The sequence below is a fragment of the Acidisphaera sp. L21 genome, from assembly GCF_009765685.1.
GTDB lineage: Bacteria > Pseudomonadota > Alphaproteobacteria > Acetobacterales > Acetobacteraceae > LMUY01.
In genome coordinates this window covers 66,101-89,580 of record NZ_LMUY01000071.1, presented here as the reverse complement: position 1 = coordinate 89,580, position 23,480 = coordinate 66,101, and the positions used below count along the sequence as shown (strand labels likewise).

Genomic DNA, 23,480 nt, shown 5'->3' with positions numbered 1-23,480 from the left:
CGTGTTGGTGGACGAAGACGTGCCCGGCGCGAAGGTGCCGCGCGCCTTCGCCGACAACCACGCGGGCGGCCGATTGGCGGCGCAGCATCTGATCGAGGCCGGGCACCGCCGGTTGGCGTTCCTTGGCGGCCCGCGGGGCCTGCTCAGCACGATCGAGCGCCGGGCTGGGTTCTGCGAGGCGGTCATGGAAGCCGGCTGCAGGGTGGTGTTCGAAAGTTTCGGCGATTATGCGGTGGCGGAGGGTCGCAGCGCGGCGCGGCGTGTGTTTTCCGCGGCGGATCGGGCGACGGCAGTATTCGCGGCCAGCGATGCGACCGCGCTGGGCGTGCTGGAGGCGGCGCGGGAGGCTGGGGTTGCGGTGCCGGATGCCTTGTCCATTGTCGCGTTCGACGACGCCGGGCCGCTGCATTTGTTGCAACCGGCCTTGACCGCCATTCGCCAGCCGATTGCAGAGTTGGGCCGGTGTGGTGTCGCCATGCTCGTGGCCCGCATCCAGGGCGGCCCCGTTCCACCCGAACCGGCGCGCCTGCCGGTCGAATTGGTGCGGCGCGCATCGGTTGCGCCGCCACACCCCAAACAAGGAGAGTCCGTTGCCTAAGACCGAGGTTCTGCTGGTGGGCGAAAGCTGGGTAAGCGCGGCGACGCACTACAAGGGTTTCGACCAATTCGGCAGCGTCACCTTCCATCGCGGTGCGGAGCCGCTGGTGGATGCGCTGCGGGACAGCGATTTCGCGCTGACATATATGACGGCGCACGAGGCGGCTGAGGGGTTTCCCTTCACCATGGACGGGCTGAGCCGCTATCGGGCGATCATTCTGTCCGACATCGGCTCCAACACGTTGCTGTTGCCGCAGGATGTTTGGATGCATGGCCGCACCGTGCCGAACCGGCTGAAGCTGATCCGGGATTGGACGGCGCAAGGCGGCGGATTGATGATGATCGGCGGTTATCTGACGTTTCAGGGCATCGATGGTCGGGCTCGCTGGCGGCGGACTCCGGTGGAGGACGCGCTGCCCGTCACCTGCCTGCCCTATGACGACCGGATCGAGGCACCGGAGGGTTTCAAGCCGGAGATCCTTGGGCCGAGCGATCACCCGATCCTCCAGGGCCTGGGCACGGATTGGCCGGCGCTGCTGGGCGCCAACGAAGTCGTGCTGCGCGATGCACCCGGGGTGGAACTGCTGGCCAAGCTGCCGGCGGAGCAGGGCGGGCACCCGTTGCTGGTGACGGGGCAATACGGCAAGGGGCGCACCCTGGCGTGGACGTCCGATATCGGGCCGCATTGGCTGCCGGACAGCTTCGTCAAATGGCCGGGTTACGCGACGCTGTGGCGCAATGCGTTGGGCTGGGTTAGCCAGGGGGCCGGTTGATGGCGGTTTTTCGCGGTAAGCCGCATGCGATCGAGGCGATTTTCGGCCGGCGCAAGGCGGTGATCGGCGTCATCCACTCGCTGCCGCTGCCGGGCGCCCCTGCCTATGACGGGATGCCGATGACGCAGATCACCGAATTCGCGGTCGAGGAAGCGCGACGGTACGCGGCCGGTGGGGTGCATGGGCTGATCGTGGAGAATCACGGCGATATTCCGTTCGCCAAGCCCGAGCATCTGGGGCCGGAGACGGCGGCCTGCATGGCGGTGATGACGGCGGCGGTGCGCCAGGCGGTGCCGTTGCCGGTGGGGATCAATGTGCTGGCGAATGGCGCGGTGCAGGCGATTGCCGTTGCCGTCGCGACCGGTGCGGCGTTCGTGCGGGTGAACCAATGGGCCAACGCGTATGTCGCCAATGAAGGGTTCATCGAGGGGCCGGCGGCTGAGGCGACACGGTATCGCAGCCGGCTGCATGGCCGCGGCATTCGCATCTTTGCCGACGTGCATGTGAAGCACGGCGCGCATGCGATCACGGCGGATCGCTCGATCACGGAATTGGCGCGGGATGTGGAGTTCTTCGACGCGGATGCCGCCATCGCCACTGGGCAGCGCACCGGTGACTCCGCAACGATGGAGGAACTGCGCACCATCGCGTCGGGCACGGCGTTGCCGGTGCTGGTCGGGTCCGGCGTCAATCCGGACAATGTGGCCGATATCCTGAGCGTCGCCGATGCGGTGATCGTGGCCAGCTATTTGAAGCAGGACGGCGTCTGGTGGAATCCGGTCGACCCGGCGCGGCTGCGCGTGTTCATGGCGGCGGCGACCAAGGCGCTGGATACCGCCCCGCCGTGAGCCGCGTCCATGTCCTGGGCAATGCCGGCATGGATCTGGGCCTGACGCTGCCGCACATGCCGGCGCCGGGGGAAACCGTGGTTGGGAACGACCCGCACCGCGCACCCGGCGGCAAAGGGCTGAACCAGGCGGTTGCCGCGGTCCGGTGCGGTGCGGTGGTGCGGTTCTTGGCGCCATTGGGGGATGACCCGGAAGCCGCCGAGATCGCCGCCGCGCTGCAGGCCGAGACATTCGACGCGCTGGAACTGCCACGATTCCGGGGTGCCTCCGATCGCTCCATTCTGATGCTGACACCGGATGGTGAGAATTGCATCGTGAGTCTGGGCGCCTGCGGCGATGGGTTCGAGCCCGCCGCCGCGGCAGGGTTCGCGGCTGAGGTGGGGCCTAAGGACATCCTGTTGATGCAGGGCAATCTGTCGTTTGCCGCCACCCGGGCGGCGGCGGCGGCGTGCGCTGGCCGGGTGGTGTTGAACACGGCGCCGATGTTGTGGGATGTGCGCCCGCTGCTGCCGCGTTGCGCGATCGTGGTGGCGAATGCGGTGGAGGCACGGGCGATCACCGGGTCCGACCGGGCGAGTGCGTTGCGCGATGCCGGGGCAGGGATCGCTATCGTCACATTGGGCGGGAATGGTTGCCGGGTCGCGGATGATGCGGGCGAGCAGGATCTGCCGCCATGCCCGGCCGATCTGGTCGACAGCACGGGGGCGGGCGACGCGTTTTGCGGGGCGTTGGCGGCGGTGCTGGGCATGGGCTGGCCGCTGATGGACGCGATTGCGGCTGCCCAGCGCGTGGCTGCGCGCACGGTCGAGCGGCGGGGTGCGTTCGCGGCCATTCCCCCGCCGGCAGAATGCGCCAGCCTGCTGCGCCGGGTGGCATGACCGACGCGGTGTTGCGGATCGAGCGGCTGTCCGTGGCGATGGGGCCGCCGGGGCGCCGCGTGAGCGTGGTGGAGGATGTTTCGCTGCAGGTCGATCGTGGCCGCGTGCTGTGCGTGGTGGGTGAGTCTGGATCCGGTAAAAGCGTCACCGCGCTGGCGCTGATGCGGCTGTTGCGGGAGGACCGGTCCAGCATCCGCGCGGACCGGCTGGAACTGGAGGGGCAGGACCTCCGCACCCTGAGCGAACGCGCCATGACCCGGCTGCGCGGCGAGCGGATGGCGATGATCTTCCAGGAGCCGATGACCAGCCTGAACCCGGTGTTCACGGTGGCCGACCAGGTGGGCGAGACCCTGCGCGTGCATCGCGGGGTGAGCGCGCGGGAGGCTCGGGCGCGCACGTTGCAGGCGCTTCAGGCGGTGGGCGTGCCCGGGGCGGCGCAGCGGCTGGATACGTATCCGCATCAGCTTTCGGGCGGGTTGCGGCAGCGGGTGATGATCGCGATGGCCCTGGCGTGCGAGCCGGCGTTGCTGATCGCGGACGAGCCGACGACGGCGCTGGACGTGACGGTGCAGGCGGGCATTCTGGCGCTGCTGAAGGATCTGCGGGACCGCACCGGCATGGGCATCCTGCTGATTACGCATAATCTGGGCGTGGTGGCGGAGGTCGCGGACCATGTCGCGGTGATGTATGCCGGGCAGATCGTCGAGTCTGCCCCGGCTGCCGCGTTGTTTCAATCGGCGCAGCACCCGTACACGCTGGCCCTCCTGGCAGCGATGCCGCTGTTGGACGGCGTGGCCGCACGGTTGGAGCCGATCCCCGGCCGGATGCCGGCGCCGGGCACTGCGGGTGCTGGCTGCCGATTTGCACCGCGCTGCCCGTTCGTCGCGGATATCTGCGGCGAACCGCCGCCGTTGCGTCCGATGGGGCCGGACCACAGCGCGGCCTGCTGGCGTGCGCCGGTCGAGGCGTTGGCATGACGCCGCGCCTGCTTGCGGCCGAGGGCCTGCACAAGGCCTACCGCCTGCCCGGCGGTCGCACTCTGCTGGCGGTGGATGGGGTGGATCTGCATCTGGACCGTGGCGAGACGCTGGCCGTCGTGGGCGAGTCCGGCTGCGGCAAGAGCACGCTGGGGCGTCTGCTGCTGCGGCTGGAGCAGCCGGATGCCGGGCGCATGGTGCTGGATGGCGTGGATGTCGGCGGTCTGCGGGGCGGGGCGTTGCAGACGATGCGGCGCCGGGTGCAGGTGGTGTTCCAGGATCCCTATGCCTCGTTGGACCCGCGCCAACGCATTCGCGCCGTGTTGACCCGGCCGATGCGGTTGCACGGATTGTGCGACGGGGCGGAAGCGTCGCGGCGGGCAGCTGCCCTGCTGGAGAGGGTGGGTTTGCAGGCCGCGCATCTGGACCGCTTGCCGCATGAGTTCAGTGGCGGGCAGCGCCAGCGGATTGCGATCGCCCGTGCGCTGTCCGTCGGGCCGGAGGTGATCGTGTGCGACGAGCCGGTGTCGGCATTGGATGTGTCGGTGCAGGCGCAGGTGATCAACCTGCTGCAGGATCTGCAGCGCGATACCGGCATTGCGCTGGTGTTCATCTCGCACGATCTGGCTGTGGTGCGGCATTTGGCCCATCGGGTGGCGGTGATGTACGCAGGGCGCGTGGTGGAGACGGCGCCGGCGGACAGGCTGTTCGGTGAACCGTCCCATCCCTATACTCGAGCGTTGCTGGCTGCGGCCCCGCGGATCGACATGGGTGCGCGCTTGCACGAGGCTGCGGCTGGCGAGCCGCCGGACCCGAGCGCGCCGCCGCCGGGGTGCCGGTTTGCGCCGCGTTGCCCCTACGTGCAGCCGGCCTGCCGCACGGGCGAGCACCCGGCGTTACGCTCGCTGGGCGAGGGGCACGCGACGGCTTGCCTGTTTGCCGAGACATTGCCGCGGATGGGTGGGCAGGTGGGGCCAATCGCCGTGGTGACGGAGACATCGGCCCGCATCGCTGCCTATCGCCGCGCGCGGGACGCGGCGCACTGATGCGCGTCATCGGTTCCCGCCTGTTGTCGCTACTGCCGGTGCTGTTCGGGCTGTGCCTGCTGTCCTTCGCGTTGCTGGCGTTGGTGCCGGGTGACCCGGTGACGGCGATGCTGGGGATGGAGGCGGATCCCGCCGCGGTCGCAACGCTGCGGGCGAAATTCGCGCTGGACCAGCCGCTGCCGGTACGGTTCATCGCGTGGTTCGGTCATGTGCTGATCGGGGACCTCGGCCGCTCGATCCAGACTGGAAGGCCGGTGACGGCGACGGTGCTGACGGCGCTGGTGCCGACCTTGCAACTGGGGCTGGCGGCGCTGGTCGTGTCGCTGTGCATCGCCATTCCCGCCGGCATCATCGCCGCGGCGCGGCGGAACAGTGCGGCGGATATGGCGGTGTCCATCATGGCGCTGACGGGATTGTCGCTGCCCAGTTTCTGGCTGGGTATCCTGCTGATCGTCGCGCTGTCGATCCGCCTGCCGCTGCTGCCCTCATCCGGATACGTGCCGGTGCTGACCGACCCGCTGGAGGCGCTGCGCCACATCATCCTGCCGGCGTTGACCCTTGGCGCAGGGATGGCGGCGGCCACGATGCGGATGACGCGTGCGGCGATGCTGGACGTGCTGTCGATGGATTATATCCGCACCGCCCGGGCGAAGGGATTGTCGCGCCGTCGCGTGGTGTGGCGGCATGCGCTGCGCAACGCGTTGCTGCCGGTGGTGACGCTGGTTGGCTTGCAACTTGGGCAATTGCTCGGCGGGGTGGTGATTACGGAGAGCGTGTTCGCCTGGCCTGGCATCGGCAAACTGACGGTGGATGCGATCTTCGCCCGCGACTATCCGGTGGTGCAGGGCGCCATCTTGGTGACCGCGACGCTGTTCGTCCTGACCAACCTCGCGACCGATCTGCTCTACACCGTGCTCGACCCGCGGCTGCGGGTGCGGCGGTGAGCATGCTTCGCCGCCTGCTGATCGCACCGCGCAGCGCGCTGGGGGTGCTGCTGGTCACTATCACGCTGTTCGCGGGCGCGTTCGGCCCGGCGCTGTCGCCCTACGGGCCGAACGAGCCGGATTTCGCCGCAACCCTTTCGCCGCCATCCGCCACGCACTGGCTGGGCACCGACGATCTAGGCCGCGACACGCTGTCGCGGATCCTGTCAGGTGCTCGCGTTTCGCTGCTGGTGGGGGTGGTGAGCGTGGCGGCCGGGTTGCTGTTGGGCGGGCCGATCGGTCTGGTGGCAGGCTATGCCGGCGGCTGGACGGATAGCGTGCTGATGCGCTGTATGGACGTGCTGCTGGCCTTCCCTGGTTTGCTGCTGGCGTTGGGGATTACCGCCGTGCTCGGCGCCTCCCTGGTCAACACCGTCATCGCCATCGCGGCCGTGAATTTGCCGGTGCTGGCGCGGGTGGCGCGGGGGCAGGCCATGTCGGTGCGCAGCCGCGAATACATCACGGCGGAGCGGGCGCTGGGGTTCGGCAGCGCCACCATTCTTTGGCGGTGCGTGCTGCCGAACACGGCCTCGCCGATCCTGGTGCAGGCGTCGTTGCTGCTGGCGTCGTCGATCATCACGGAGGCGTATCTGTCCTTCCTGGGCCTGGGCGTGCAACCGCCGACGCCGAGTTGGGGCAATATGTTGCATGATGCGATCGGGTTTCTGGACCAGGCGGTGTGGCTGGCCTGGTTCCCGGGGATCGCAATCTTCATCACCGTGCTTGGTTTCAACCTGCTGGGCGATGCGTTGCGCGACCAGCTCGATCCCCATGACTGACCCCAAACAGGAGAGTGCGAATGCTTGAGATGACGCGCCGCGCCTTGCTCGCCACCCCGGTCGTGCTGGCCGCCGGGGCAGCTTTGGGCCAAACGCCGAAGACGCTGACGATCGGCGTGGTGTCCGACCCGGTGACGCTGGACCCGGCTTTCTCCGCCTCGTTCTTCGAAAACGCGGTGTTCTACTGCCTGCACGAGACGCTGCTGGTGGCCGCACCCGATGGTTCGATCTCCCCCGGCCTGGCCACGCACAGCAATCCGGAGCCGATGCGCCACGTACTGACGCTGCGGCCGGGGCTGACCTACCACGACGGCACCCCGGTCGACGCGGCGTCGGTCAAGGCCAATCTGGACCGTTACCTGGACCCCGCGACCGCCAGCATTCGCAAGGCCGATTTCGGTCCGCTGGCCGACGTGGTGGTTACGGGACCGCTGGTGGTGGAACTGCGCATGAGCGCGCCCTACGCGCCTTTGCCGCTGGTGTTGACCAACCGGGCCGGCATGGTGGTGTCGATGGCGGCGGTGAAGCGGCTGGGGGCGGATTTCGCCACGCAGGCGGTGGGTTGCGGCCCGTATAAACTCAGGTCGTGGACGAAGAACAGCGAGTTGGTGCTGGAACGGTTCGACGGCTATTGGCGCGGGCCCAACCATGGGTTCGACCGGCTTGCCTTTCGCCCGATCCCGGACGAGACGGTGCGCCTGGCCAATCTGCGCAGCGGCACGTTGCAGTTGATCGACGCGCTGCCGCCCCAGTCGGTCGCCGGGCTGGCGCAGGACAGGAGCGTGCGGGTGTCGCAAATGCCGAGCCTGGGGTTCAACGCCTGGTCGTTCAACGTCACGCGCAAGCCATTCGACGATCCGCGGGTGCGTCGCGCCTTCGCCGCCGCGGTCGACCCCAGCGTCATTCAGCGCGTGGTGTATTTCGGCACCGGGGAGGTGGCGCATGGCCCGCTTTCCCCAGCGGTCGGCTGGGCCTTCGACAAAGCCTACGCGCCGCCCGGCTTCGACCCGGCGCGGGCCAAGGCGCTGCTGGCCGAGGCTGGCATCACCGCGCCGCTGCCCGTCAGCATCACCGTGACGAACTCGCCGCAGATGGTGCGCATCGCCCAGGTGGCGCAGGCGCAGGCGAACCAGGCCGGGTTCAAGGTGGAGGTGAAGCAGATCGATCCGACCAGCCTGATCACGGTGCTGCGGCAGCGCGATTTCGATATCTGCATGTCGCCGTGGAGCGGGCGGTACGATCCCGATGGGAATACCTATTTCTGGTTCACCAAGGACGGCCCTAACAACTTCGCCGGCTACGACAATCCGCAGGTGACGACCTGGCTGCAACAGGCCCGGACCGAGGCGGACCAGGCCAAGCGGGTGGATCTGTATCACAAGGTGCAAGACCAGTTGGCGCAGGATGCGCCGGTGCTGTTCCTGCATTTCGACGCCATCATCCAGGCCAGCAGCGCCAAGCTGAGCTGGACGCAATATCCGGACGCGGTCTGGCGACTGTATGACGCGAAACTCGTCTGATGGCCCGGCCTGTCACCATCCACGGCATCAAGGCGTGCGACACGATGAAGAAGGCGCGCGCGTGGTTGGATGAGCACGGCGTCGCCTACAACTTCCACGACTACAAGGTGCAGGGCGTGGACCGCAGCAAGCTGGAGGGTTGGGTGCGCGACACCGGTTGGGAGGTTTTGCTCAACCGGGCGGGCACGACGTTCCGCAAGCTGCCGAGCGCGGACAAGGCCGGGTTGGACGAGGCAAAGGCGGTTGCGCTGATGCTGGCGCAGCCGTCGATGATCAAGCGCCCGGTGCTGGACGTCGGCGGCCGGCTGGTGGTCGGGTTCAAGCCCGAGGTCTATGCGTCCGCGCTGGGTGTCTGACGGGCTAGCGTTCGGCGCCGTAGCCTGTCGTGCCGCGCGCAATGGCCTCGGGGTGGCGGGCCAGGTAATCGGCGAGCAGCCGGGTGTAGCGGATCGTGTCGTAGTAATCCGCCAGCTTGCGGGCGACCGACTGCTGCAGGGTCGAGGCGCTGCCGAAGCGATCGTCGATCGAGGCGAGCGCCTGGTCGGCCTGTTTCAATTGACGATCCAGTGAGTCGGCGTCTGCCGGCAGTTCCCGCAGGATCGGGGTGAGTGAGGCATCGGCGCTTTGGATCGAGGCGCGCGCGCTGGCCAAGGTGGCCGACAACGCCCGCGCCTTGGAAGGGCCGTCGATACCCTTCGCGACGGTGGCAAAGGCCGCTAGGGCTGCGCTGATGGTTTGCCCGGTGGACTGATAAGGAAAATCATTCAGGCTATTCACCAGGCTGGCGGCGCTGGACGTCATGGCGCTGCCGCCGGACGCGGGCAGCACGATGACGCCGGTCTCGGACACGGTCTGCGCCGGGTCGCGCGGCGGCACGGCGGGCAGATCCAGGGCGAGCGCCTGTTTGTTCGTGACGTAGCTGGTCGTCGTCAGCGATGCCTGCATTCCAGCGCGCGCGAGCTTTTCACCCAGTGCGGGGACGCTGAGGTTGGTGGCGTCGTCGCCGATCATTTTCATCCGGGTGGGCAGAACGTTGAACGCAACCCGCATCTGCATCGCGCCCGTTAGCGGGCTGGACAGCAGGCGAACGCCCGTTACCTCGCCAACCTGCGTGCCGTAGAGCAGGACGGGGGTTCCGGCGTCGGGGCCATGGTCGGTATCGGTGAGGTAGACGACGTAGGGGATGCGTTGGCTGTAACTGGCCCGGCTTGCCGTGTCTTCGTCGGAGAACATCGGGTAGTTGGTGCCGCCGGGCGCCAGCGGATAATCCGGCGCGCCGGGCGGAACGCCGAAGGCCACAGCACCCGACAGGGCGGCCTGGACCGAAGTGACCGCTACGTGAATGCCGTTGCCGACATATGCTGCGTCGACGCCGCTGTATTGCCACCAGACGGTGCCGGTGCGCACGCGCTTGTCGTAGGGTGAACGCACGAACACTTCGGCGGTGATCTCGGCCGTGCCTTCCTCGATGTGGCGGTTCAACACCTCGCCCACCCATGCGTCGCGAAAGAACACGCGGGTGCCGCTGGCCAGCGATGCCACGGTCGGGGCGTGCAGAACGTAGGTGGTGCCGGGTTCGTCCAGCCGGACGCCCGGCGGGTCTTCGAGGCCGGTGTAGTCGGTTTGGGCGGTGCCGCTTCTCGCCCCGGGATCCATTTCGATGTAGCTGCCGGAGATCAGCGTGGTGAGGCCCGAGACGCTGCCGCCCGAGACTTGCGGCCGCACGACCCAGAACCGCGTCTTCTCCGTCAGGAACGGCGCCGCGTCGCTGGTCATGCGGATATGCGCCCTGGCGTGCCCGAGATCCTGCGTCAGCTCCAGGCTGGTCACGGTTCCCAGTTCGACGGCCTTGTGCATGACCTTGGTGCCGGCGGCCAGGCTTTGCGCGGAGTTGAACGTGACGGTGATCTCGGGGCCGCGTTGCAGCAGCGTCGTGACCAAGAAGTAGCCGCCGATGACCAGGGCGGCGACCGGCACCAGCCAGATCAGCGGTAGGCGGGAGCGCGGGGCGGGGGTGTTGGATGGCCGTGGGGCGCCGGGCGGACGGGGGCCACCCCGGCCATTATGGCCGCTCATAGCCGGTTTTGCCGTGCATGCATCGCTTCGTGTCTACCAAGGCCCCACTGTGTCTAGATCAGCGGTGATTGAAACCCAACACTGCGTCATCACGCCAATTCAGTATGTCTCGGGGCTACTGCGGCGGCAGTTGCTTGGGCGACAACGGCCAAGTGCATGATATGGCGGGTTTCGAACCCCATCCGGCGGTAGACGGCGAGGGCTGGCTCGTTCTCGGCGAACACGTGGAGGAAAGGCAGGTCGCCGCGGGCGAAGATTGCATGGGCGGCATTCGCGATGAGCGCCCGGGCCAGGCCGCGCCCGCGCTGGGATGGATGGGTGCAGACGGCGCTGATCTCGGTGTAGCCGTCCAGGTTGATGCGTTCGCCCGCCATGGCGAGCAAGGTGGCGTCTTCGAAGACGCCGATATAGCGGCCGAGTTCGATCGTGCGCTCGGCGAAGGGGCCGGGATTGGTTAGCGCGACCAGTTGCATCATTGCGGGCACGTCGCTTTGGGTGAGTTCGCGGATGGGCGGGGCGGGCCGCGCGTCGGTGGGCGGCATCGCCGGCAACAGCATCTCGTGCAGGCGGCCGCGGCGTAGACATGTCAGGCAATCGGGGAAGGCCAGCTCGTCGCAGGTGAACAAGGCGGTTGGATGGTCACCGCCGGCCAATCCCCATAGATCGGCAAGCTGGTCCGGCGCATGCCCGGCTGGCCCGGCGAACGGGCCGAACTCGGGCGCGTAGCGCAGGGCGGTACGGCTGTGTTGGGCGAACGCGGCGTGGCGGCCCGTCAGCGCGCCTCGGGCCGCGTGATCCAGCTCGTGTTGCATGGACGATCCCTTTCATGCCAGCCGGGCGAGACCGTTGCATAGCGCAAGGCACCCTATGCGTCACGTGAGGTGGTGGCATAGCGGACCCGGCGGTTTCAGAGTAGCGTCCATGACGGGACATCGTCGTCCGCCCACCCGCCCTCGTCTCTGCGGAGAACACCCCATGCTTCAATACATTTGTGACCACGTCCACCTGCGCAGCGCCGACCCGGTGGCGGCGGCGAAATTCTACGTGGATATGTTCGGGGCAAAACCGGTGAGCCAGGTTGCAACGCCGGTTGGGGTGCGGGTGATCGTGGATTTGGGTGGGCTGACTTTGTTCATCGAGCAGGTTCCCGCAGAGACAGTCCGGGCGCCCGAGCCGCCTTATCTGGGTGTCGAGCATATCGGCCTGTTCGTCTCGCCGTTCGATGACGCCGTGGCGGAGTTGACGGCCAAGCAGGCTGTGTTCGTGGTTCCCCCGCGCTCCCCGCGGCCCGGCACCAAGATTGCTTTCGTGCAGGCGCCCGACGGGGTGCGGGTCGAGATATTGGAGCGGACGCCCACCTAACGACGAAACGTCACGATAGCGGCCAGGACGACGTCTTGATAAACGGAGGCCGCCTCCGCATATGACTGGAAGAGGACGCCGGGTGTTCGCACGGTGGCGCCTCGACCTGACGTATGAGGAGGCGCTGTATGGCTGTGTCCTTTGGGGCAAACTCCACCACCGACGACATTCTTGCCGGGGTGAATCTAGGCGGTAAACGCGTTCTGGTGACCGGCGTGTCGGCCGGGCTGGGTGTCGAGACGGCGCGGACATTGGTCGCGCATGGCGCGCAGGTCGTGGGCACGGTGCGGGATCTGGCGAAGGGCCGGGACGCCACTGCGAGCGTCGTCGCGCAGGCGGAAAATGGCGGGACGCTGGCGCTGGTGGAGCTCGACCTCGCATCGCTCGCCAGCGTGCGGCGCTGTGCAGAGGCGCTGATCGCGGCGGGTGATATGTTCGACGTCATCATCGCCAATGCGGGCGTGATGGCGTGCCCGCAGGGGCGCACGGTGGATGGGTTCGATACGCAGTTCGGCACCAATCACCTCGGCCATTTCGTGCTGATCAATCGTTTGATGCCGCTGCTGGGGCCGGGTTCGCGCGTGGTTGCCGTGTCGTCGGCGGGACACCGGTTTGCCGATGTCGATCTGGCCGATCCGAATTTCGATCGCACGCCCTATGCGGAGTTCGTGGCGTACGGTCGATCGAAAACCGCCAACATCCTGTTCGCCGTGGAATTCGACCGGCGGCATCGCCCGGGCGAGGTCCGCGCGACGGCGCTGCATCCCGGCGCGATCCAGACCGAGCTTGCCCGCCATATGGATGCCGCGGCGCGGCAGCGCATGATCGAGCAGATCAACGCCGCCAATGCGGCCGCGGGCAAGCCGGCCTTCGAATACAAGACGGTTCCACAGGGCGCCGCGACGTCCGTCTGGTGCGGCTTCGTTGCGCCGGCGGATGCGATCGGCGGCCGGTATTGCGAGGATTGCCACGTCGCCGAGCTTTCGACCGGTCGCGATCTGCGAGGCGGCGTTCAGCCATATGCGGTGGATCCGGAGCACGCAAAAGCGCTCTGGACGCTGAGTGAGGAGATGGTCGGCGAACGGTTCTGATGGCTCCGGCGCGACCGTAGACCGTGATGGAGACCCACGACCGATACTGAGGTGAGTTCGCTCGCGGCTTGATGAGAGGAGAGGGAAGGGGATAGTCGTCCCCTTCAACCCCTGTATGCGGTCCCTAACGCTCCTCGTCGACGGCGCGCCAGGCGACGGTGATGTCGTCCAGCCTGGCCTTTAGGTCGGCTGGCAACGGGCCTTGGTCTTGCGCGGCCAAGTTGTCGGCCAGTTGTTCCGGGCGGCTGGCGCCGATGATCGGGGCGGTGATGGCGGGGTTCGACAATACCCAGCGCATCGACATCGTCGTCATGCTCATGCCGGCTTCGGCGGCGACGGCGCGCAGGGCCTCAATCGTCTCGAACTGCTTGTCGTGCCAGTAGCGGGCCTGGTAGCGGGCGCCGGCCGAGCCCAGTTGGAATCGCGATCCCTCGGGCGGCGCGGCCTGCTGGTTGTGCTTGCCGGTCAGCAATCCGCCGGCCAGTGGGTTGTAGGGGATGACCGCGATGGTCTCCTCGGCGCAGAGCGGCAGCAGATCGCGCTCGAAGCTGCGGAACAGCAGGTTGTAGCGCGGCTGCATCGACTCGATGCGGACCAGGTTGCGCAACTCGCTGCGCCCGATGGACCGGGCCACCTTGTAGGCCGGCCAATTGGAGAACCCGACATAGCGGGCCTTGCCCTGGCGGACGATGGTGTCCAGCGCCTCCAATGCCTCGTCGATCGAGGTGTTCGGGTCGTAGCTGTGCAGTTGGTAAAGATCGATGTAGTCGGTCTTCAACCGGCGGAGCGAGGCGTCGATCGCATCGAGGATGTGCTTGCGCGACATCCCCTGGTCCCATGGTTTCGGTCCCATGACGCCGACGCATTTGGTGGCGAGAATGAAGTCCCGGCGCTTGCCCTGCAGCCAACCGCCGACGATCTCCTCCGTCCGGCCCGCCGTGTTGTGGCCGCCGCCCAACGGGTACACGTCGGCCGCATCCAGGAAGTCGATACCGCCTGCGGCCGCGGTGTCCAAGATCGCGTGGCTTTGCGCCTCGTCGCATTGCAGGCCGAACGTCATGGTGCCGAGGCAGAGTTTGGATACGCGTAAGCCGGTGCGGCCGAATTTTGTGTATTGCATGGAATGCCCTCAATGCGGTGATCATGGCACACGCGCCAAAGCCCGGCGACCGGGAAACGCAGCCCCGTTGATCCGTTATGCCAATCTGAATATAACGAACCCACGCCGGGTTCTCGTCAAGCGCAAGCTGCGCGGTTTCGCCGCCGGGGAGCCTCGGCTAACGTACGGACAACCGAGGGGATGAATGCCGTGAGCATGTCGAGCGTTTTTGCGCGTGTGGTTGCCGTTGTTGGCGGGGGTGCGGTGATGGTGCGGCGGGCCACGCAGGGTTCGCACATGCCTGCCTGGGGCACGGCCCCAGCCATTCCGGCGCCCAAGCCGCAAGGCGCCATCCCGACGTTGAAGATGCCGACGGCGCAGGGGTGGACGGGCGATCAGACGCCGATCGCGGCACCCGGGTTGAAGGTGAATGCGTTTGCGCGCGGGTTGGACCACTGCCGCTGGATCTACGTCATGCCCAATGGCGACGTGTTGGTGGCGGAGGCGACGAACGCCGAGCGTTCGGCGCGCAACGTGTTCGACTATGCCATGGTCGCCACCATGAAGCGTGCGAATGCCATGGGGGTGAGCGCCAACCGGATCACTCTGCTGCGCGACCGCGACGGCGATGGCGTCGCTGAGTCGCAGACAGTGTTCATGAGCGGGTTGAACCAGCCGTTCGGCATGGCGCTGCTGGGCGACAAATTTTACGTAGGGAATACCGACGGGATCATGGTGTTCCCCTATGTGGAGGGCGCCGACACCATCACCGCGCCTGGGCAGCGGCTGACGACCTTCAAGCCCGCCGGGCACTGGACACGCAGCCTGCTGGCGAGCCCGGATGGGCGCAAGCTGTATGCCGGCGTCGGTTCGCTGAGCAACATCGCCGACCAGGGGATGGCGGTGGAGGAGGGGCGGGCGGCCATCCACGTGCTGGACCTGGAAACCGAGGAGGACCGGATCTTCGCCGGCGGCCTGCGCAACGCGGTTGGCATGGCGTGGGAGCCGATGACGGGCGAGTTATGGACCGTCGTCAACGAGCGTGATGGGCTGGGTGACGAGACGCCGCCCGACTACCTGACCTCGGTGAAGGAGGGCGGCTTCTATGGCTGGCCCTATTGCTACTGGGGCAAGGTGGTGGATGACCGGGTGCCGCAGGACGCAGCGGCCGTTGAATCCGCGATTACGCCGGATTACGCGCTGGGCGGCCACACCGCGTCGCTCGGGCTGTGCTGGATGCCGGCTGGCACGCTGCCGGGCTTCCCCGAAGGCATGGCGATCGGGCAGCACGGGTCCTGGAACCGCAGCAAGCTGAGCGGCTACAAGCTAGTGTTCATACCGTTCGCGAATGGCCGCCCGTCCGGGCCGCCGCGCGACATTCTGTCGGGCTTCCTGGCGACGGATGAGAAGGTATCCTACGGCCGGCCGGTCGGCGTCACGCTGGGGGCGGATGGCAAGTCGCTGCTGATGGCCGATGACGTCGGCAACGTGATCTGGCGCGTTACGGGGGCGTAACTGCGGCGGGGGCGCCCCCGATTCGGCGATAGGTGAAATCGTCGGATCGGGGGGCGGCCATCGCGGCGGCCATGACCGCATGGTCTGGCGATAGGGCGCAGGCCGGGTCGGTGGCGGCGGCGTCGCCCGTGAGCGCGAAGGCCTGGCAGCGGCAGCCGCCCCAGTCGATCTCGCGCCGGTTGCAACTGCGGCATGGCTCGGCCATCCAGTCGGTGCCGCGATAGCGTTCGAACGCCGGGTCGGTCTGCCAGATTTGCGCAAGGGAGGCGTCGCGGACGGAGGGGAAGGTGAGATCGGTCAGGGTTTCCGCGGCGTGGCCCGGCAGCACGCGGCCGGACGGGGTGATGTTCATGAACTGCCGCCCCCAGCCGCCCATGCAGGATTTCGGCCGGGCGGCGTAGTAGTCCGGTGTCACGTAATCGATCACCAGGTGGCCGCTCAGCCGCTGTCGCGCTTCGGCGACCACCGCATCCGCGCGGTCGATCTGGTCCGGCATGGGCAGCAGGGCGTCGCGGTTCAGCAGGCCCCAGCCGTAATATTGCACGTGGGCGATTTCGATCCGACCGGCGCCCATCGCTTCCCCCAACGCGATCATGTCGGGCAGGCGGGCGAGGTTTTGGCGGTGGACGACGAAGTTCGCGGTGAGGGGGAACCCAGCCTCCCGAATGAGGCGCGCGGCGGTGAGCTTGCGGGCGTGGCCACCTTGCAGGCCGCCGATGTGGTCGCCGCCTGCGCTCTGCGAATCCTGGAAACTGAGCTGCACGTGGTCCAACCCGGCATCCCGCAGGGCGGCCACTGAGTCCGCTGTGAGCGTGACGCCGGATGTGATTAGGTTGCTGTAGAGTTGCAGGTCCCGCGCATGGGCGAGCAAGGTCAGCAGGTCGCGGCGGATCGTGGGCTCACCGCCGGAGAAATGGACCTGCAGCACACCCAGTTCGGCGGCCTCGGTCATCACGCGCTGCCAGCTTGCGGTGTCCAATTCGGCGGAGGCGCGATCCATCTCCAGCGGGTTGGCGCAGTATGGGCATTGCAGCGGGCAGCGATGCGTCAGTTCGGCCAGCATGCCCAGTGGGGGCGGGGTCATAGGCGGATCGCGCCCTTCACCGTCAGGTCCTGCAGCATGGCGATGACGTCGGTGGCGATCAGGTCGCGCGCAGCGTCGAATTTGGCAGCGAGGGCGTCGACGATCCCCCCCACCGTTCGCCTGCCGTCGACGAGTTGCAGTATGGCGATGGCGTGCTCGTCGGGGACGAATACCCGCTCCGGCGCGAGCACCACCCAGCCACCACGCACCTTGTCTTCGCGTAGGCGCACGCCGGTGGCGAAATTTGGAATGGTGGCCTCGATCGTCACCGCATGTCGTCCGGCACGAAAGCGCCGGGCGGGATGACGCCGGGTGCGACGTAGGCGAAGTGCAGGGCGTCCAGTTGCGACCACAGCACGCCGCATTTGAAGCGAAGGGCGCCCAATACCTGCTCCTGCTGGTCTGGCGTGCGGGCGTGTTCCTTCACGTAGGACAGGGCGAAATCGACGTCCTTTGGCGCCTGCGTCATGCGGGGGGTGAAATAGGCGAGCGTGTCCGCCGTCACGAAATCGTAGTGCGACAACATGCCGGATACACGTTCGGCAATGATATTGGGCGAGAACATCTCGGTCAGCGAGGATGCGATCGCCTCGAGGATGGAGCGGTCGCGGACGAAATGAACGTAGGCGTCGACGGCGAAGCGCGTGCCCGGCAGCAGCCCGTCGGTCGATTCGACGTAGGCCGGGTCCAGGCCGACGCCTTCCGCCAGGCGCAGCCAGCGAGCGATGCCGCCTTCGCCGGGTGCGTTGCCGTCATGGTCGACCAGGCGGGAGCGCCATTCGCGGCGCAACTCCGCGGTGGGTAGGCGCGCCACCAGGCTCGCATCCTTCGCGGGGATCTGGCTTTGGTAGTAGTAGCGGTTCAGCGCCCAGGCCTGCACCTGGCTGCGCGTCAGCTTGCCGTCGTGCAGCATGCGGTGGAACGGGTGCAGGTTGTGGTATCGCTCGGCCCCGATGGCTCGCAGCGCGTCTTCCAAACCCTGGGGGGACAGCATCGATCATACCTCCACGCGCATGCCATCGAACGCGACCTGCCAGCCGTCGCGCTCGACCTCCGCCCGTTCCGGCGTGTCCGCCAGGAGTACGGGGTTGGAGTTGTTGATGTGCAGCAAAATCTTGCGGGCGACGCCTAGCCCGGCGAATGCCTGCATCGTGCCGCCTTCGCCTGCCACGCTCATATGGCCCATGCGGCGGCCGGTTTTCAGCCCCAGCCCGGCCTGGATCATCTCGTCATCCCGCCACAATGTGCCGTCGAACATGACCGCGTCCGCCCCGCGCAGCCGCTCGGCCAGGGTTGGCGTCATCGCGGCGCAGGCGGGGACGTAATACAGGCTGCGGCCGTGCTGGGTGATGCAGGCGCCGACGGTGTCGCCGTCGTCGTCGTCTGCATTGTCCTCCAGATACAGCGCGACCTTCCCCGTGACGGAGAATAGCCGCAGCGTGAGGCCGCCGGGGAGGGCGATATCCTGTTCCAGCGCCACGACCCGGCGGGCGACGACGTCGCGCGCCAGCACGTTGAAGATGGGATTGGCGTCCAGCACCGCGTGGATGCGGGCGGTCGCGAACAGGGTGAAAGGCTGCCGCTCCCGCAAATTCAACAGCCCGGCCACCGAGTCGACCTCACCCGAGGTGAGCACGACAGCCGCGATGGGGGTGGATCGCAGGGCGGTCGTGGGGTGAAGCTCGCGGGTTTCGGCGATCTGCTGCCGTAGGTCGGGGGAGGCGTTCAGCAGGGTCCATGACGCGCCATCGCCCGACACGGCGACGGAGGCCTGGGTGCGTGCGGGCGCCAGCGGATCACCGGCGCGGGCCCGGCGGCACGCCTCAGCGTTCGAATTCCATTGAGGGAACCCACCACCTGCAGCGGCACCCAGGACAATCGCGCGCACCGGGTGAACCCCTGGTTAGAAACGGCGCGCGACCAGCCTGTTGGCTAGCCGCGCAACCGGACTTACTTACGCTCGGCGCAGGCGTAGCTGTTGATCTCGGCGCCGAGGGCGATTTCGACGATCTTGGGGGTCTTCCAAGCCATGGTAGCTCTCCTGGTGCGTGAGTGCGGAGACTTGGCTGCCGTGCCAGGTAAGTCAAGTATCGGGCACGGCCGGCAGGGCGATCCGCCGGCGAAATTGGTGCTGTTTTCGCCTGCCTGGTTGGGTTGCAGAACTAGGCCAGCAAGGCTCGATTATTGAGTAAAGCTCAAGCAATGGCACGTAAACTCGATTGACACTCAAGCGGTCGGCCCGGCTATCTCGGGGCAAGAGCCCAAACCGTGGGGCCACGACCAGAGGGGAGACCGAACGACATGACCGATCACCATCGTGCCGCTATATCTGACGTAGCTGCGGCACCGGTCGGGCGCCGGCTGTTCACGGGAGCGCTGCTGGCTGGACTCGCGGGCTTGTCCAGACACGCGCGGGCTGCTGATCCGATCCGGCTTGGCGCAGTGTTGCCGCTGACGGGGCCGAGTGCCGCTACAGGCGCGCAAGAGCAGCGGGGGCTGCAATTCGCAGTGACCAAATTCAACGCAGCCGGCGGCGCGGGCGGGCGAATGATTGAGATTCTCTACGAGGACAATCAGGGCCGGCCGGACCAATCGGTGCTGGCATTCAACAAGCTGGCAGACCTGAACAAGGTGCCGGTCATCTTCACCGGCTACACCGGCCCGACCCTGGCGATGGCGCCTTTGGCGACGCGCAAGAAGGTGTTGCTGGTCAACGGTGCGGCGCAGGGGGACCGGCTGGCAAATGCCTCGCCCTACCTGATCAACACCCTGCCGGTGGTGCGGGACGAGGCGGCGGTGGCGGCGCGGTATCTGTATGAGACCGGCAAGCGCAAGGCGGCCATCCTGTTCCAGAACGACGCGGCCATGACCTCCGGCCGCGACGATTTCGCCGAGGCGTTCACGAAATTGGGCGGCACGGTGATCGGGCAGGAGCAATCCTCTTTCAGCCAGACGGATTTCCGGCCGGCCATACTGAAGCTGACGAGCCTGGAGCCGGACGTGCTGTTCGTGATGCTGACCGACGGGCTGGGCGCGCTGGCCGAACAGGTGGAGCAGGCGAAGCCCGGTTTCACGATCGCCGGCACCTCGTTCTTCGCCGATCCGACGGCGCTGCGGCAGAAGGGCTCGACCGGGTGGATCCACACCCAGGTGCGGGTGAAGGCGCCACCGGAGACGGCGGCCGCGTTCAAGCAGCAGGCCGGCACGGAGATGGATTTCTTCGGCATCCAATACGCCAACGCCGGGTCGATCATCCTGCGCACCATCGCGGGTGTGATGACGGACAAGGCCGAATTGAGCGGCGAGGCAATCCGGACCAAGTTGTTCGCGATCCGGCAATTCAATGAAATCATTCCGACCGAGTTCAAGACGAACACGGCATCGATGCAGATCGACGTGGTGAAGATCGTCGATGGCAAGGATGAGTTCGTGAAGTCCTACACGTCCGAGTAGGCAGAACCGTCCAATGTTGCTTTTGCAGTTGCTGGTCAATGGCCTGGTTACGGGCTGTGCGCTGGGCGTGGTCGCGTTCAGTTTTTCGCTGGTCTACTCCACCACCAAGATCTTCCATGTGGCGCATGCCGGGGTTTACACGCTGGCTGGCTATCTGGCGTGGAGCCTGGCGCGGGCGGGGATGCCGGATATCGTCGGGCTGATCGTGGTGCCGGTGGTGTGTGCCGGGTTCGGCGTCGTGATTCAGCGGCTGCTGTACGACCCGTTGGCGCAACGCCGGGCGACGCATCTGGTGGTGCTGATCGCATCGCTGGGATTGTTGGCGATCGTCCAGAACGCCATCGCCGTCCTGTGGTCACCGGACATCCTGCACTTCGATTCTACCTGGCGGGTGCAGACGATCAAGTTGGTGGGCGTGACGCTGAACTACGCGCAGATCGCGACGGTGGTGGTGAGTGTGGCGCTATACGGCGCCACGCTGTTCGCGACCCGGCATACGGGCATCGGCAAGCGCATCCGGGCCGTTGCCAGTAACCCGTTCCTGGCGGAGCTGACCCGGCTGCATCCGCGGCGCACCTACGCCATGGTGATGGCGCTTGCCTCCGCCCTGGTGGCGGTGCCCGGCATGTTGGTCGGCTTCGATCTGGGGCTGCAGCCCTATACCGGCACCACCGTGCTGCTGACGGGGACCGTCGCGGTGATCGCTGGGGGCGTCGGGAGTTTGACGGGCGCGTTCCTGGTTTCGATCGTGGTGACGGTGCTGCAGAACCTGTCGCTGCTGGTCATGCCGGGCCAGTGGAGCGTCGGTATTACCTTCCTCATTTTCGTCGCCTTCATGCTGGTCCGCCCCCGCGGCCTGTTTGCGGCGGCGTAGGCGGAGCCATGGAGTATTTCTATTCCTATCTGATCCTCGCCTCGATCTTCGTGGTGCTGGGATTGGCCACCAATTTGCTGGTCGGGATCGCCGGAATTTTCTCGGTGTCGCAGGCGGCGATCTTTGGCGTCGGCGCCTATGTGACAGCGTATTGCCTGGTGAACGAGGTGATGGGGTTTTTGCCCGCGGTGGCGTGTGCGGCCGGGGCCTGTCTGTTGCTGAATATCGTGATCACTCTGCCGGCGCTGCGGGTGGCTGGCGATTATTTCGTCGTGACGTCGTTCGGCATTCAACTGCTGGCGACGGCGGCGTTCCTGAATTGGAATGGGGCCACGGGCGGTGCGTCCGGCATGGCGGCGATTCCACCGGCGGATCTGTTCGGCTACGCGATCGAGGATACGGGCAGCATGTTGCTGCTGTGCGTTGCGGCAATGCTGCTGTGTTGCCTGGCGTTCTATCTGGCGATGAATTCCCCGTATGGACGGCTGCTGCGGGCCATTCGCGAGGATGAGTTGGCGGTGGCGGCATCCGGCAAGCCGGTGATCCCGGCCAAGGCGGCCGCGGCGGCATTGGCTGGCGTGTTCGGCGGCGTCGCAGGCAGCCTTTATGCGACGTTCCTCAGCTTCATCGACCCGTCCTCGTTCGACCTGAATGCGTCGGTGCTGTTGCTGAGCATGGTGGTGGTGGGCGGGGCACGCACCCTGGCCGGGTCGATCATCGGGCCGTTCGTGCTGCTGGCGCTGCCGCAGGTGCTGACGATGGTGGAAATTCCATCCACCATGGCGGCGGGCGTTCGGCAGGGTTTGTATGGCGCGCTGCTGATCGCGTTCATGCTGTTCCGACCGCAGGGTTTGGCGGGGCAGAAGCTATGACCGTGCCATTCCTGCAGGTGAGCGGGCTGAACAAGAATTTCGGCGGATTGCAGGCCTTGCGCGATTGCAGCTTCGCGATCGAGAAGGGACGCATCACCTGCCTCGTTGGCCCCAATGGGGCGGGCAAGACGACGGTGTTCAACGCTATTACCGGGTTTCTGCGCCCGGAGAGCGGGAGTGTGCAGTTCCAGGGGCGCTCGCTGGACCGGCTGCCGCCGAGGGCGATCGTGCGCAGTGGCATTGCGCGGTCGTTCCAGAATTTGCGGCTGTATGCCGACATGACGGTGCTGGAGAACGTGACCAGCGCGTTGCCAGGCCAGTTCGGCGAGCAACCGCTGAGCGCGATTTTTCGCCCGTTCCGCACGGCGCGGGCCATGCGGCAGGCCAACGAGCAGGCGGCGGGGATCCTGGAGCATGTCGGCCTGGGCGACCAGGCGCGGGTTTGGACCCGGAACCTGTCCTATGGCGAGCAGAAGCTGCTGTGCATTGCCCGGCTGCTGGCGACGGGCGCGGATTTGCTGTTGCTGGACGAACCCACCTCGGGGCTCAGCGGCGAGGCGCTGGACCGGGTGATGGCGCTGTTGCGACGCCTGCAGGCGGAGGGGAAGTCGCAATTGGTGGTGGAACACAACACGCGCGTCGTGATGGCCATCGCCGACGAGGTGGTGTTCCTGCATGGCGGGCACGTGTTGGCGCAGGGCAGCCCGGCTGAGATCACGGCCGACCCGGCGCTGGCCGAGATCTATTTCGGGGGCGCGCTGTAGGATGGACCTCCTGCAAATCGACGGCGTTGCGGCGGGATACGGCAATAAGGCCGTCCTATCCGACCTGACGCTCGCCCTGCGGCCAGGCGAGGTGTTGGCATTGCTGGGGCATAACGGGGCGGGGAAGACCACCGCCCTGCGCACGATTGCCGGGCTGCTGCCGGCACGGCGGGGGACGGTGACGTTGGCTGGCACCCGGGTGGAGGCGATGTCGGTGGCGCAGCGGCAGGCGCTGGGGCTGCGATTGCTACCGGAGGGGCGGGGCATTTTCCCGGATTTGAGCGTCGCGGAAAACCTGGACGTGGTGGCTGCGGCAAATTGCCGGGGCGCCGGCGATTTGTTCGGCATGGCCGACGTGTTCGGCCTGTTCCCCGTGCTGCAGGAGCGCCGGGGTGTGCGGGCGGGCAGTATGAGCGGGGGGCAGCAGCAGATGCTGGCGCTGAGCCTGGCGATCCTTGGCACGCCGCGTTGCCTGATGATGGACGAACCCTCCATCGGCCTGGCGCCCAATATCGTCGCGCGGATTTTTGAGTTGGTGCGCGACTTATGCGTGAAGCATGCGATGGGCGTGCTGCTGGTCGAGCAAAATGTGGCCGCGGCGATGAAGATCGCCGATCGCATCGTGATCATGAATAATGGCGAAATCGTCTTTGCCGGGCGACCGGATGAGGCGCGTGCCGCCAATGTGTGGCACTATTTCTGAAAATAGGCTGAGGAGGACGGATCATGCGGATCGTTGCAACCGGGCTGGAATTTCCCGAGGGGCCGATTGCCATGGCCGATGGCTCGGTGCTGCTGGTGGAGATTGCGCGGCAGACATTGACCCGGATCGGGGCGGATGGCCGCAGCGAGATCGTGGCACAAATTCCCGGTGGACCGAACGGGGCGG

General features: G+C 67.0%; 26 protein-coding genes and 1 pseudogene. 19 read left to right on the top strand and 8 right to left on the bottom strand.

Annotation, left to right across the window (positions count from 1 at the left end; genetic code table 11):
• The 10 genes from GSQ76_RS13810 to GSQ76_RS13765 all read left to right on the top strand — a co-directional run.
• On the top strand, positions 1–598 hold a 598-nt coding region (locus tag GSQ76_RS13810; protein ID WP_158744486.1), incomplete at its 5' end, for a LacI family DNA-binding transcriptional regulator.
• The gene (locus tag GSQ76_RS13805; protein WP_158744485.1) at positions 591–1,370 is read left to right on the top strand and encodes a glutamine amidotransferase; all 780 of its coding nucleotides are present in this window, start codon (positions 591–593) and stop codon (positions 1,368–1,370) included. The genes GSQ76_RS13810 and GSQ76_RS13805, both read left to right, overlap by 8 nt.
• Positions 1,370–2,218 carry a BtpA/SgcQ family protein gene (locus tag GSQ76_RS13800; RefSeq protein ID WP_158744484.1) on the top strand — a complete coding sequence of 283 codons (849 nt, stop codon included), beginning with the start codon at positions 1,370–1,372 and terminating at the stop codon, positions 2,216–2,218. The genes GSQ76_RS13805 and GSQ76_RS13800 overlap by 1 nt, the downstream gene beginning before the upstream one ends.
• Positions 2,215–3,096, top strand: a complete 882-nt coding sequence (locus tag GSQ76_RS13795; protein WP_158744483.1) for a PfkB family carbohydrate kinase — start codon at positions 2,215–2,217, stop codon at positions 3,094–3,096. The genes GSQ76_RS13800 and GSQ76_RS13795 overlap by 4 nt, the downstream gene beginning before the upstream one ends.
• A complete protein-coding gene (locus GSQ76_RS13790; protein ID WP_254070401.1) occupies positions 3,066–4,073 on the top strand; it encodes an ABC transporter ATP-binding protein in 1,008 nt (335 codons plus the stop codon). The genes GSQ76_RS13795 and GSQ76_RS13790 overlap by 31 nt, the downstream gene beginning before the upstream one ends.
• Positions 4,070–5,119: an ABC transporter ATP-binding protein gene (locus tag GSQ76_RS13785; RefSeq protein ID WP_158744482.1), complete on the top strand. Its 1,050-nt coding sequence runs from the start codon at positions 4,070–4,072 to the stop codon at positions 5,117–5,119. The genes GSQ76_RS13790 and GSQ76_RS13785 overlap by 4 nt, the downstream gene beginning before the upstream one ends.
• The gene (nikB, locus tag GSQ76_RS13780) at positions 5,119–6,063 is read left to right on the top strand and encodes a nickel ABC transporter permease (protein ID WP_158744481.1); all 945 of its coding nucleotides are present in this window, start codon (positions 5,119–5,121) and stop codon (positions 6,061–6,063) included. The genes GSQ76_RS13785 and nikB overlap by 1 nt, the downstream gene beginning before the upstream one ends.
• 2 nt (positions 6,064–6,065) lie before the next feature.
• Positions 6,066–6,881, top strand: coding sequence for an ABC transporter permease (locus GSQ76_RS13775; RefSeq protein WP_158744480.1), 816 nt, complete (start codon positions 6,066–6,068; stop codon positions 6,879–6,881).
• Between the two features lie 20 nt (positions 6,882–6,901).
• Complete coding sequence (locus GSQ76_RS13770; protein ID WP_158744479.1) at positions 6,902–8,401, top strand: ABC transporter substrate-binding protein; 1,500 nt, start codon at positions 6,902–6,904, stop codon at positions 8,399–8,401.
• Positions 8,401–8,757, top strand: a complete 357-nt coding sequence (locus GSQ76_RS13765) for an ArsC family reductase (protein ID WP_158744478.1) — start codon at positions 8,401–8,403, stop codon at positions 8,755–8,757. The genes GSQ76_RS13770 and GSQ76_RS13765 overlap by 1 nt, the downstream gene beginning before the upstream one ends.
• Positions 8,758–8,761: 4 nt before the next feature.
• Here GSQ76_RS13765 and GSQ76_RS13760 read toward each other — a convergent pair whose 3' ends face one another.
• Together GSQ76_RS13760 and GSQ76_RS13755 are read right to left on the bottom strand one after the other, a co-directional pair.
• Complete coding sequence (locus tag GSQ76_RS13760) at positions 8,762–10,477, bottom strand: intermembrane transport protein PqiB (protein ID WP_158744477.1); 1,716 nt, start codon at positions 10,475–10,477, stop codon at positions 8,762–8,764.
• 89 nt (positions 10,478–10,566) lie between these two features.
• Positions 10,567–11,289 (bottom strand): GNAT family N-acetyltransferase, encoded by a 723-nt coding sequence (locus GSQ76_RS13755; RefSeq protein ID WP_158744476.1) that lies wholly within the window; start codon positions 11,287–11,289, stop codon positions 10,567–10,569.
• Between the two features lie 163 nt (positions 11,290–11,452).
• Between GSQ76_RS13755 and GSQ76_RS13750 the strand changes: the two genes are divergently transcribed.
• The gene (locus tag GSQ76_RS13750; RefSeq protein WP_158744475.1) at positions 11,453–11,839 is read left to right on the top strand and encodes a VOC family protein; all 387 of its coding nucleotides are present in this window, start codon (positions 11,453–11,455) and stop codon (positions 11,837–11,839) included.
• A 128-nt stretch (positions 11,840–11,967) separates the two neighbouring features.
• Entirely contained in the window at positions 11,968–12,930 is a 963-nt protein-coding gene (locus GSQ76_RS13745; RefSeq protein ID WP_158744474.1) for an SDR family NAD(P)-dependent oxidoreductase, read from the top strand.
• 124 nt (positions 12,931–13,054) lie between these two features.
• Here GSQ76_RS13745 and GSQ76_RS13740 read toward each other — a convergent pair whose 3' ends face one another.
• A complete protein-coding gene (locus GSQ76_RS13740) occupies positions 13,055–14,050 on the bottom strand; it encodes an aldo/keto reductase (protein WP_158744473.1) in 996 nt (331 codons plus the stop codon).
• 195 nt (positions 14,051–14,245) lie between these two features.
• Here GSQ76_RS13740 and GSQ76_RS13735 point away from each other — a divergent pair, with 195 nt between their 5' ends.
• The gene (locus tag GSQ76_RS13735; protein WP_254070400.1) at positions 14,246–15,544 is read left to right on the top strand and encodes a sorbosone dehydrogenase family protein; all 1,299 of its coding nucleotides are present in this window, start codon (positions 14,246–14,248) and stop codon (positions 15,542–15,544) included.
• Here GSQ76_RS13735 and pqqE read toward each other — a convergent pair.
• From pqqE to pqqA, 5 genes are all read right to left on the bottom strand, one after another.
• Entirely contained in the window at positions 15,531–16,628 is a 1,098-nt protein-coding gene (pqqE, locus tag GSQ76_RS13730; RefSeq protein WP_174247343.1) for a pyrroloquinoline quinone biosynthesis protein PqqE, read from the bottom strand. The genes GSQ76_RS13735 and pqqE overlap by 14 nt on opposite strands.
• On the bottom strand, positions 16,625–16,897 hold the full coding sequence (gene pqqD, locus GSQ76_RS13725; protein ID WP_216851051.1) for a pyrroloquinoline quinone biosynthesis peptide chaperone PqqD: 273 nt from the start codon (positions 16,895–16,897) through the stop codon (positions 16,625–16,627). The genes pqqE and pqqD overlap by 4 nt, the downstream gene beginning before the upstream one ends.
• A complete protein-coding gene (gene pqqC, locus GSQ76_RS13720) occupies positions 16,894–17,622 on the bottom strand; it encodes a pyrroloquinoline-quinone synthase PqqC (RefSeq protein ID WP_158744470.1) in 729 nt (242 codons plus the stop codon). Before pqqC ends, pqqD begins: the two co-directional genes overlap by 4 nt.
• 3 nt (positions 17,623–17,625) lie before the next feature.
• On the bottom strand, positions 17,626–18,516 hold the full coding sequence (gene pqqB / locus GSQ76_RS13715; protein ID WP_158744469.1) for a pyrroloquinoline quinone biosynthesis protein PqqB: 891 nt from the start codon (positions 18,514–18,516) through the stop codon (positions 17,626–17,628).
• A 62-nt stretch (positions 18,517–18,578) separates the two neighbouring features.
• Positions 18,579–18,659, bottom strand: coding sequence for a pyrroloquinoline quinone precursor peptide PqqA (gene pqqA, locus GSQ76_RS32670; RefSeq protein ID WP_158744504.1), 81 nt, complete (start codon positions 18,657–18,659; stop codon positions 18,579–18,581).
• Positions 18,660–18,929: 270 nt separating this feature from the next.
• Here pqqA and GSQ76_RS13705 point away from each other — a divergent pair, with 270 nt between their 5' ends.
• The 6 genes and pseudogenes from GSQ76_RS13705 to GSQ76_RS32665 form a co-directional block, all read left to right on the top strand.
• The gene (locus GSQ76_RS13705; RefSeq protein WP_254070399.1) at positions 18,930–20,081 is read left to right on the top strand and encodes an ABC transporter substrate-binding protein; all 1,152 of its coding nucleotides are present in this window, start codon (positions 18,930–18,932) and stop codon (positions 20,079–20,081) included.
• 13 nt (positions 20,082–20,094) lie between these two features.
• Positions 20,095–20,955 (top strand): branched-chain amino acid ABC transporter permease, encoded by an 861-nt coding sequence (locus tag GSQ76_RS13700; protein ID WP_158744467.1) that lies wholly within the window; start codon positions 20,095–20,097, stop codon positions 20,953–20,955.
• A gap of 8 nt (positions 20,956–20,963) precedes the next feature.
• Positions 20,964–21,827 (top strand): branched-chain amino acid ABC transporter permease, encoded by an 864-nt coding sequence (locus GSQ76_RS13695; protein ID WP_158744466.1) that lies wholly within the window; start codon positions 20,964–20,966, stop codon positions 21,825–21,827.
• Positions 21,824–22,591: an ABC transporter ATP-binding protein gene (locus GSQ76_RS13690; RefSeq protein WP_158744465.1), complete on the top strand. Its 768-nt coding sequence runs from the start codon at positions 21,824–21,826 to the stop codon at positions 22,589–22,591. Before GSQ76_RS13695 ends, GSQ76_RS13690 begins: the two co-directional genes overlap by 4 nt.
• Before the next feature lies 1 nt (position 22,592).
• Positions 22,593–23,294, top strand: a complete 702-nt coding sequence (locus tag GSQ76_RS13685; protein WP_158744464.1) for an ABC transporter ATP-binding protein — start codon at positions 22,593–22,595, stop codon at positions 23,292–23,294.
• 23 nt (positions 23,295–23,317) lie between these two features.
• A pseudogene (locus GSQ76_RS32665) lies at positions 23,318–23,480 on the top strand (SMP-30/gluconolactonase/LRE family protein); the annotation flags it as partial.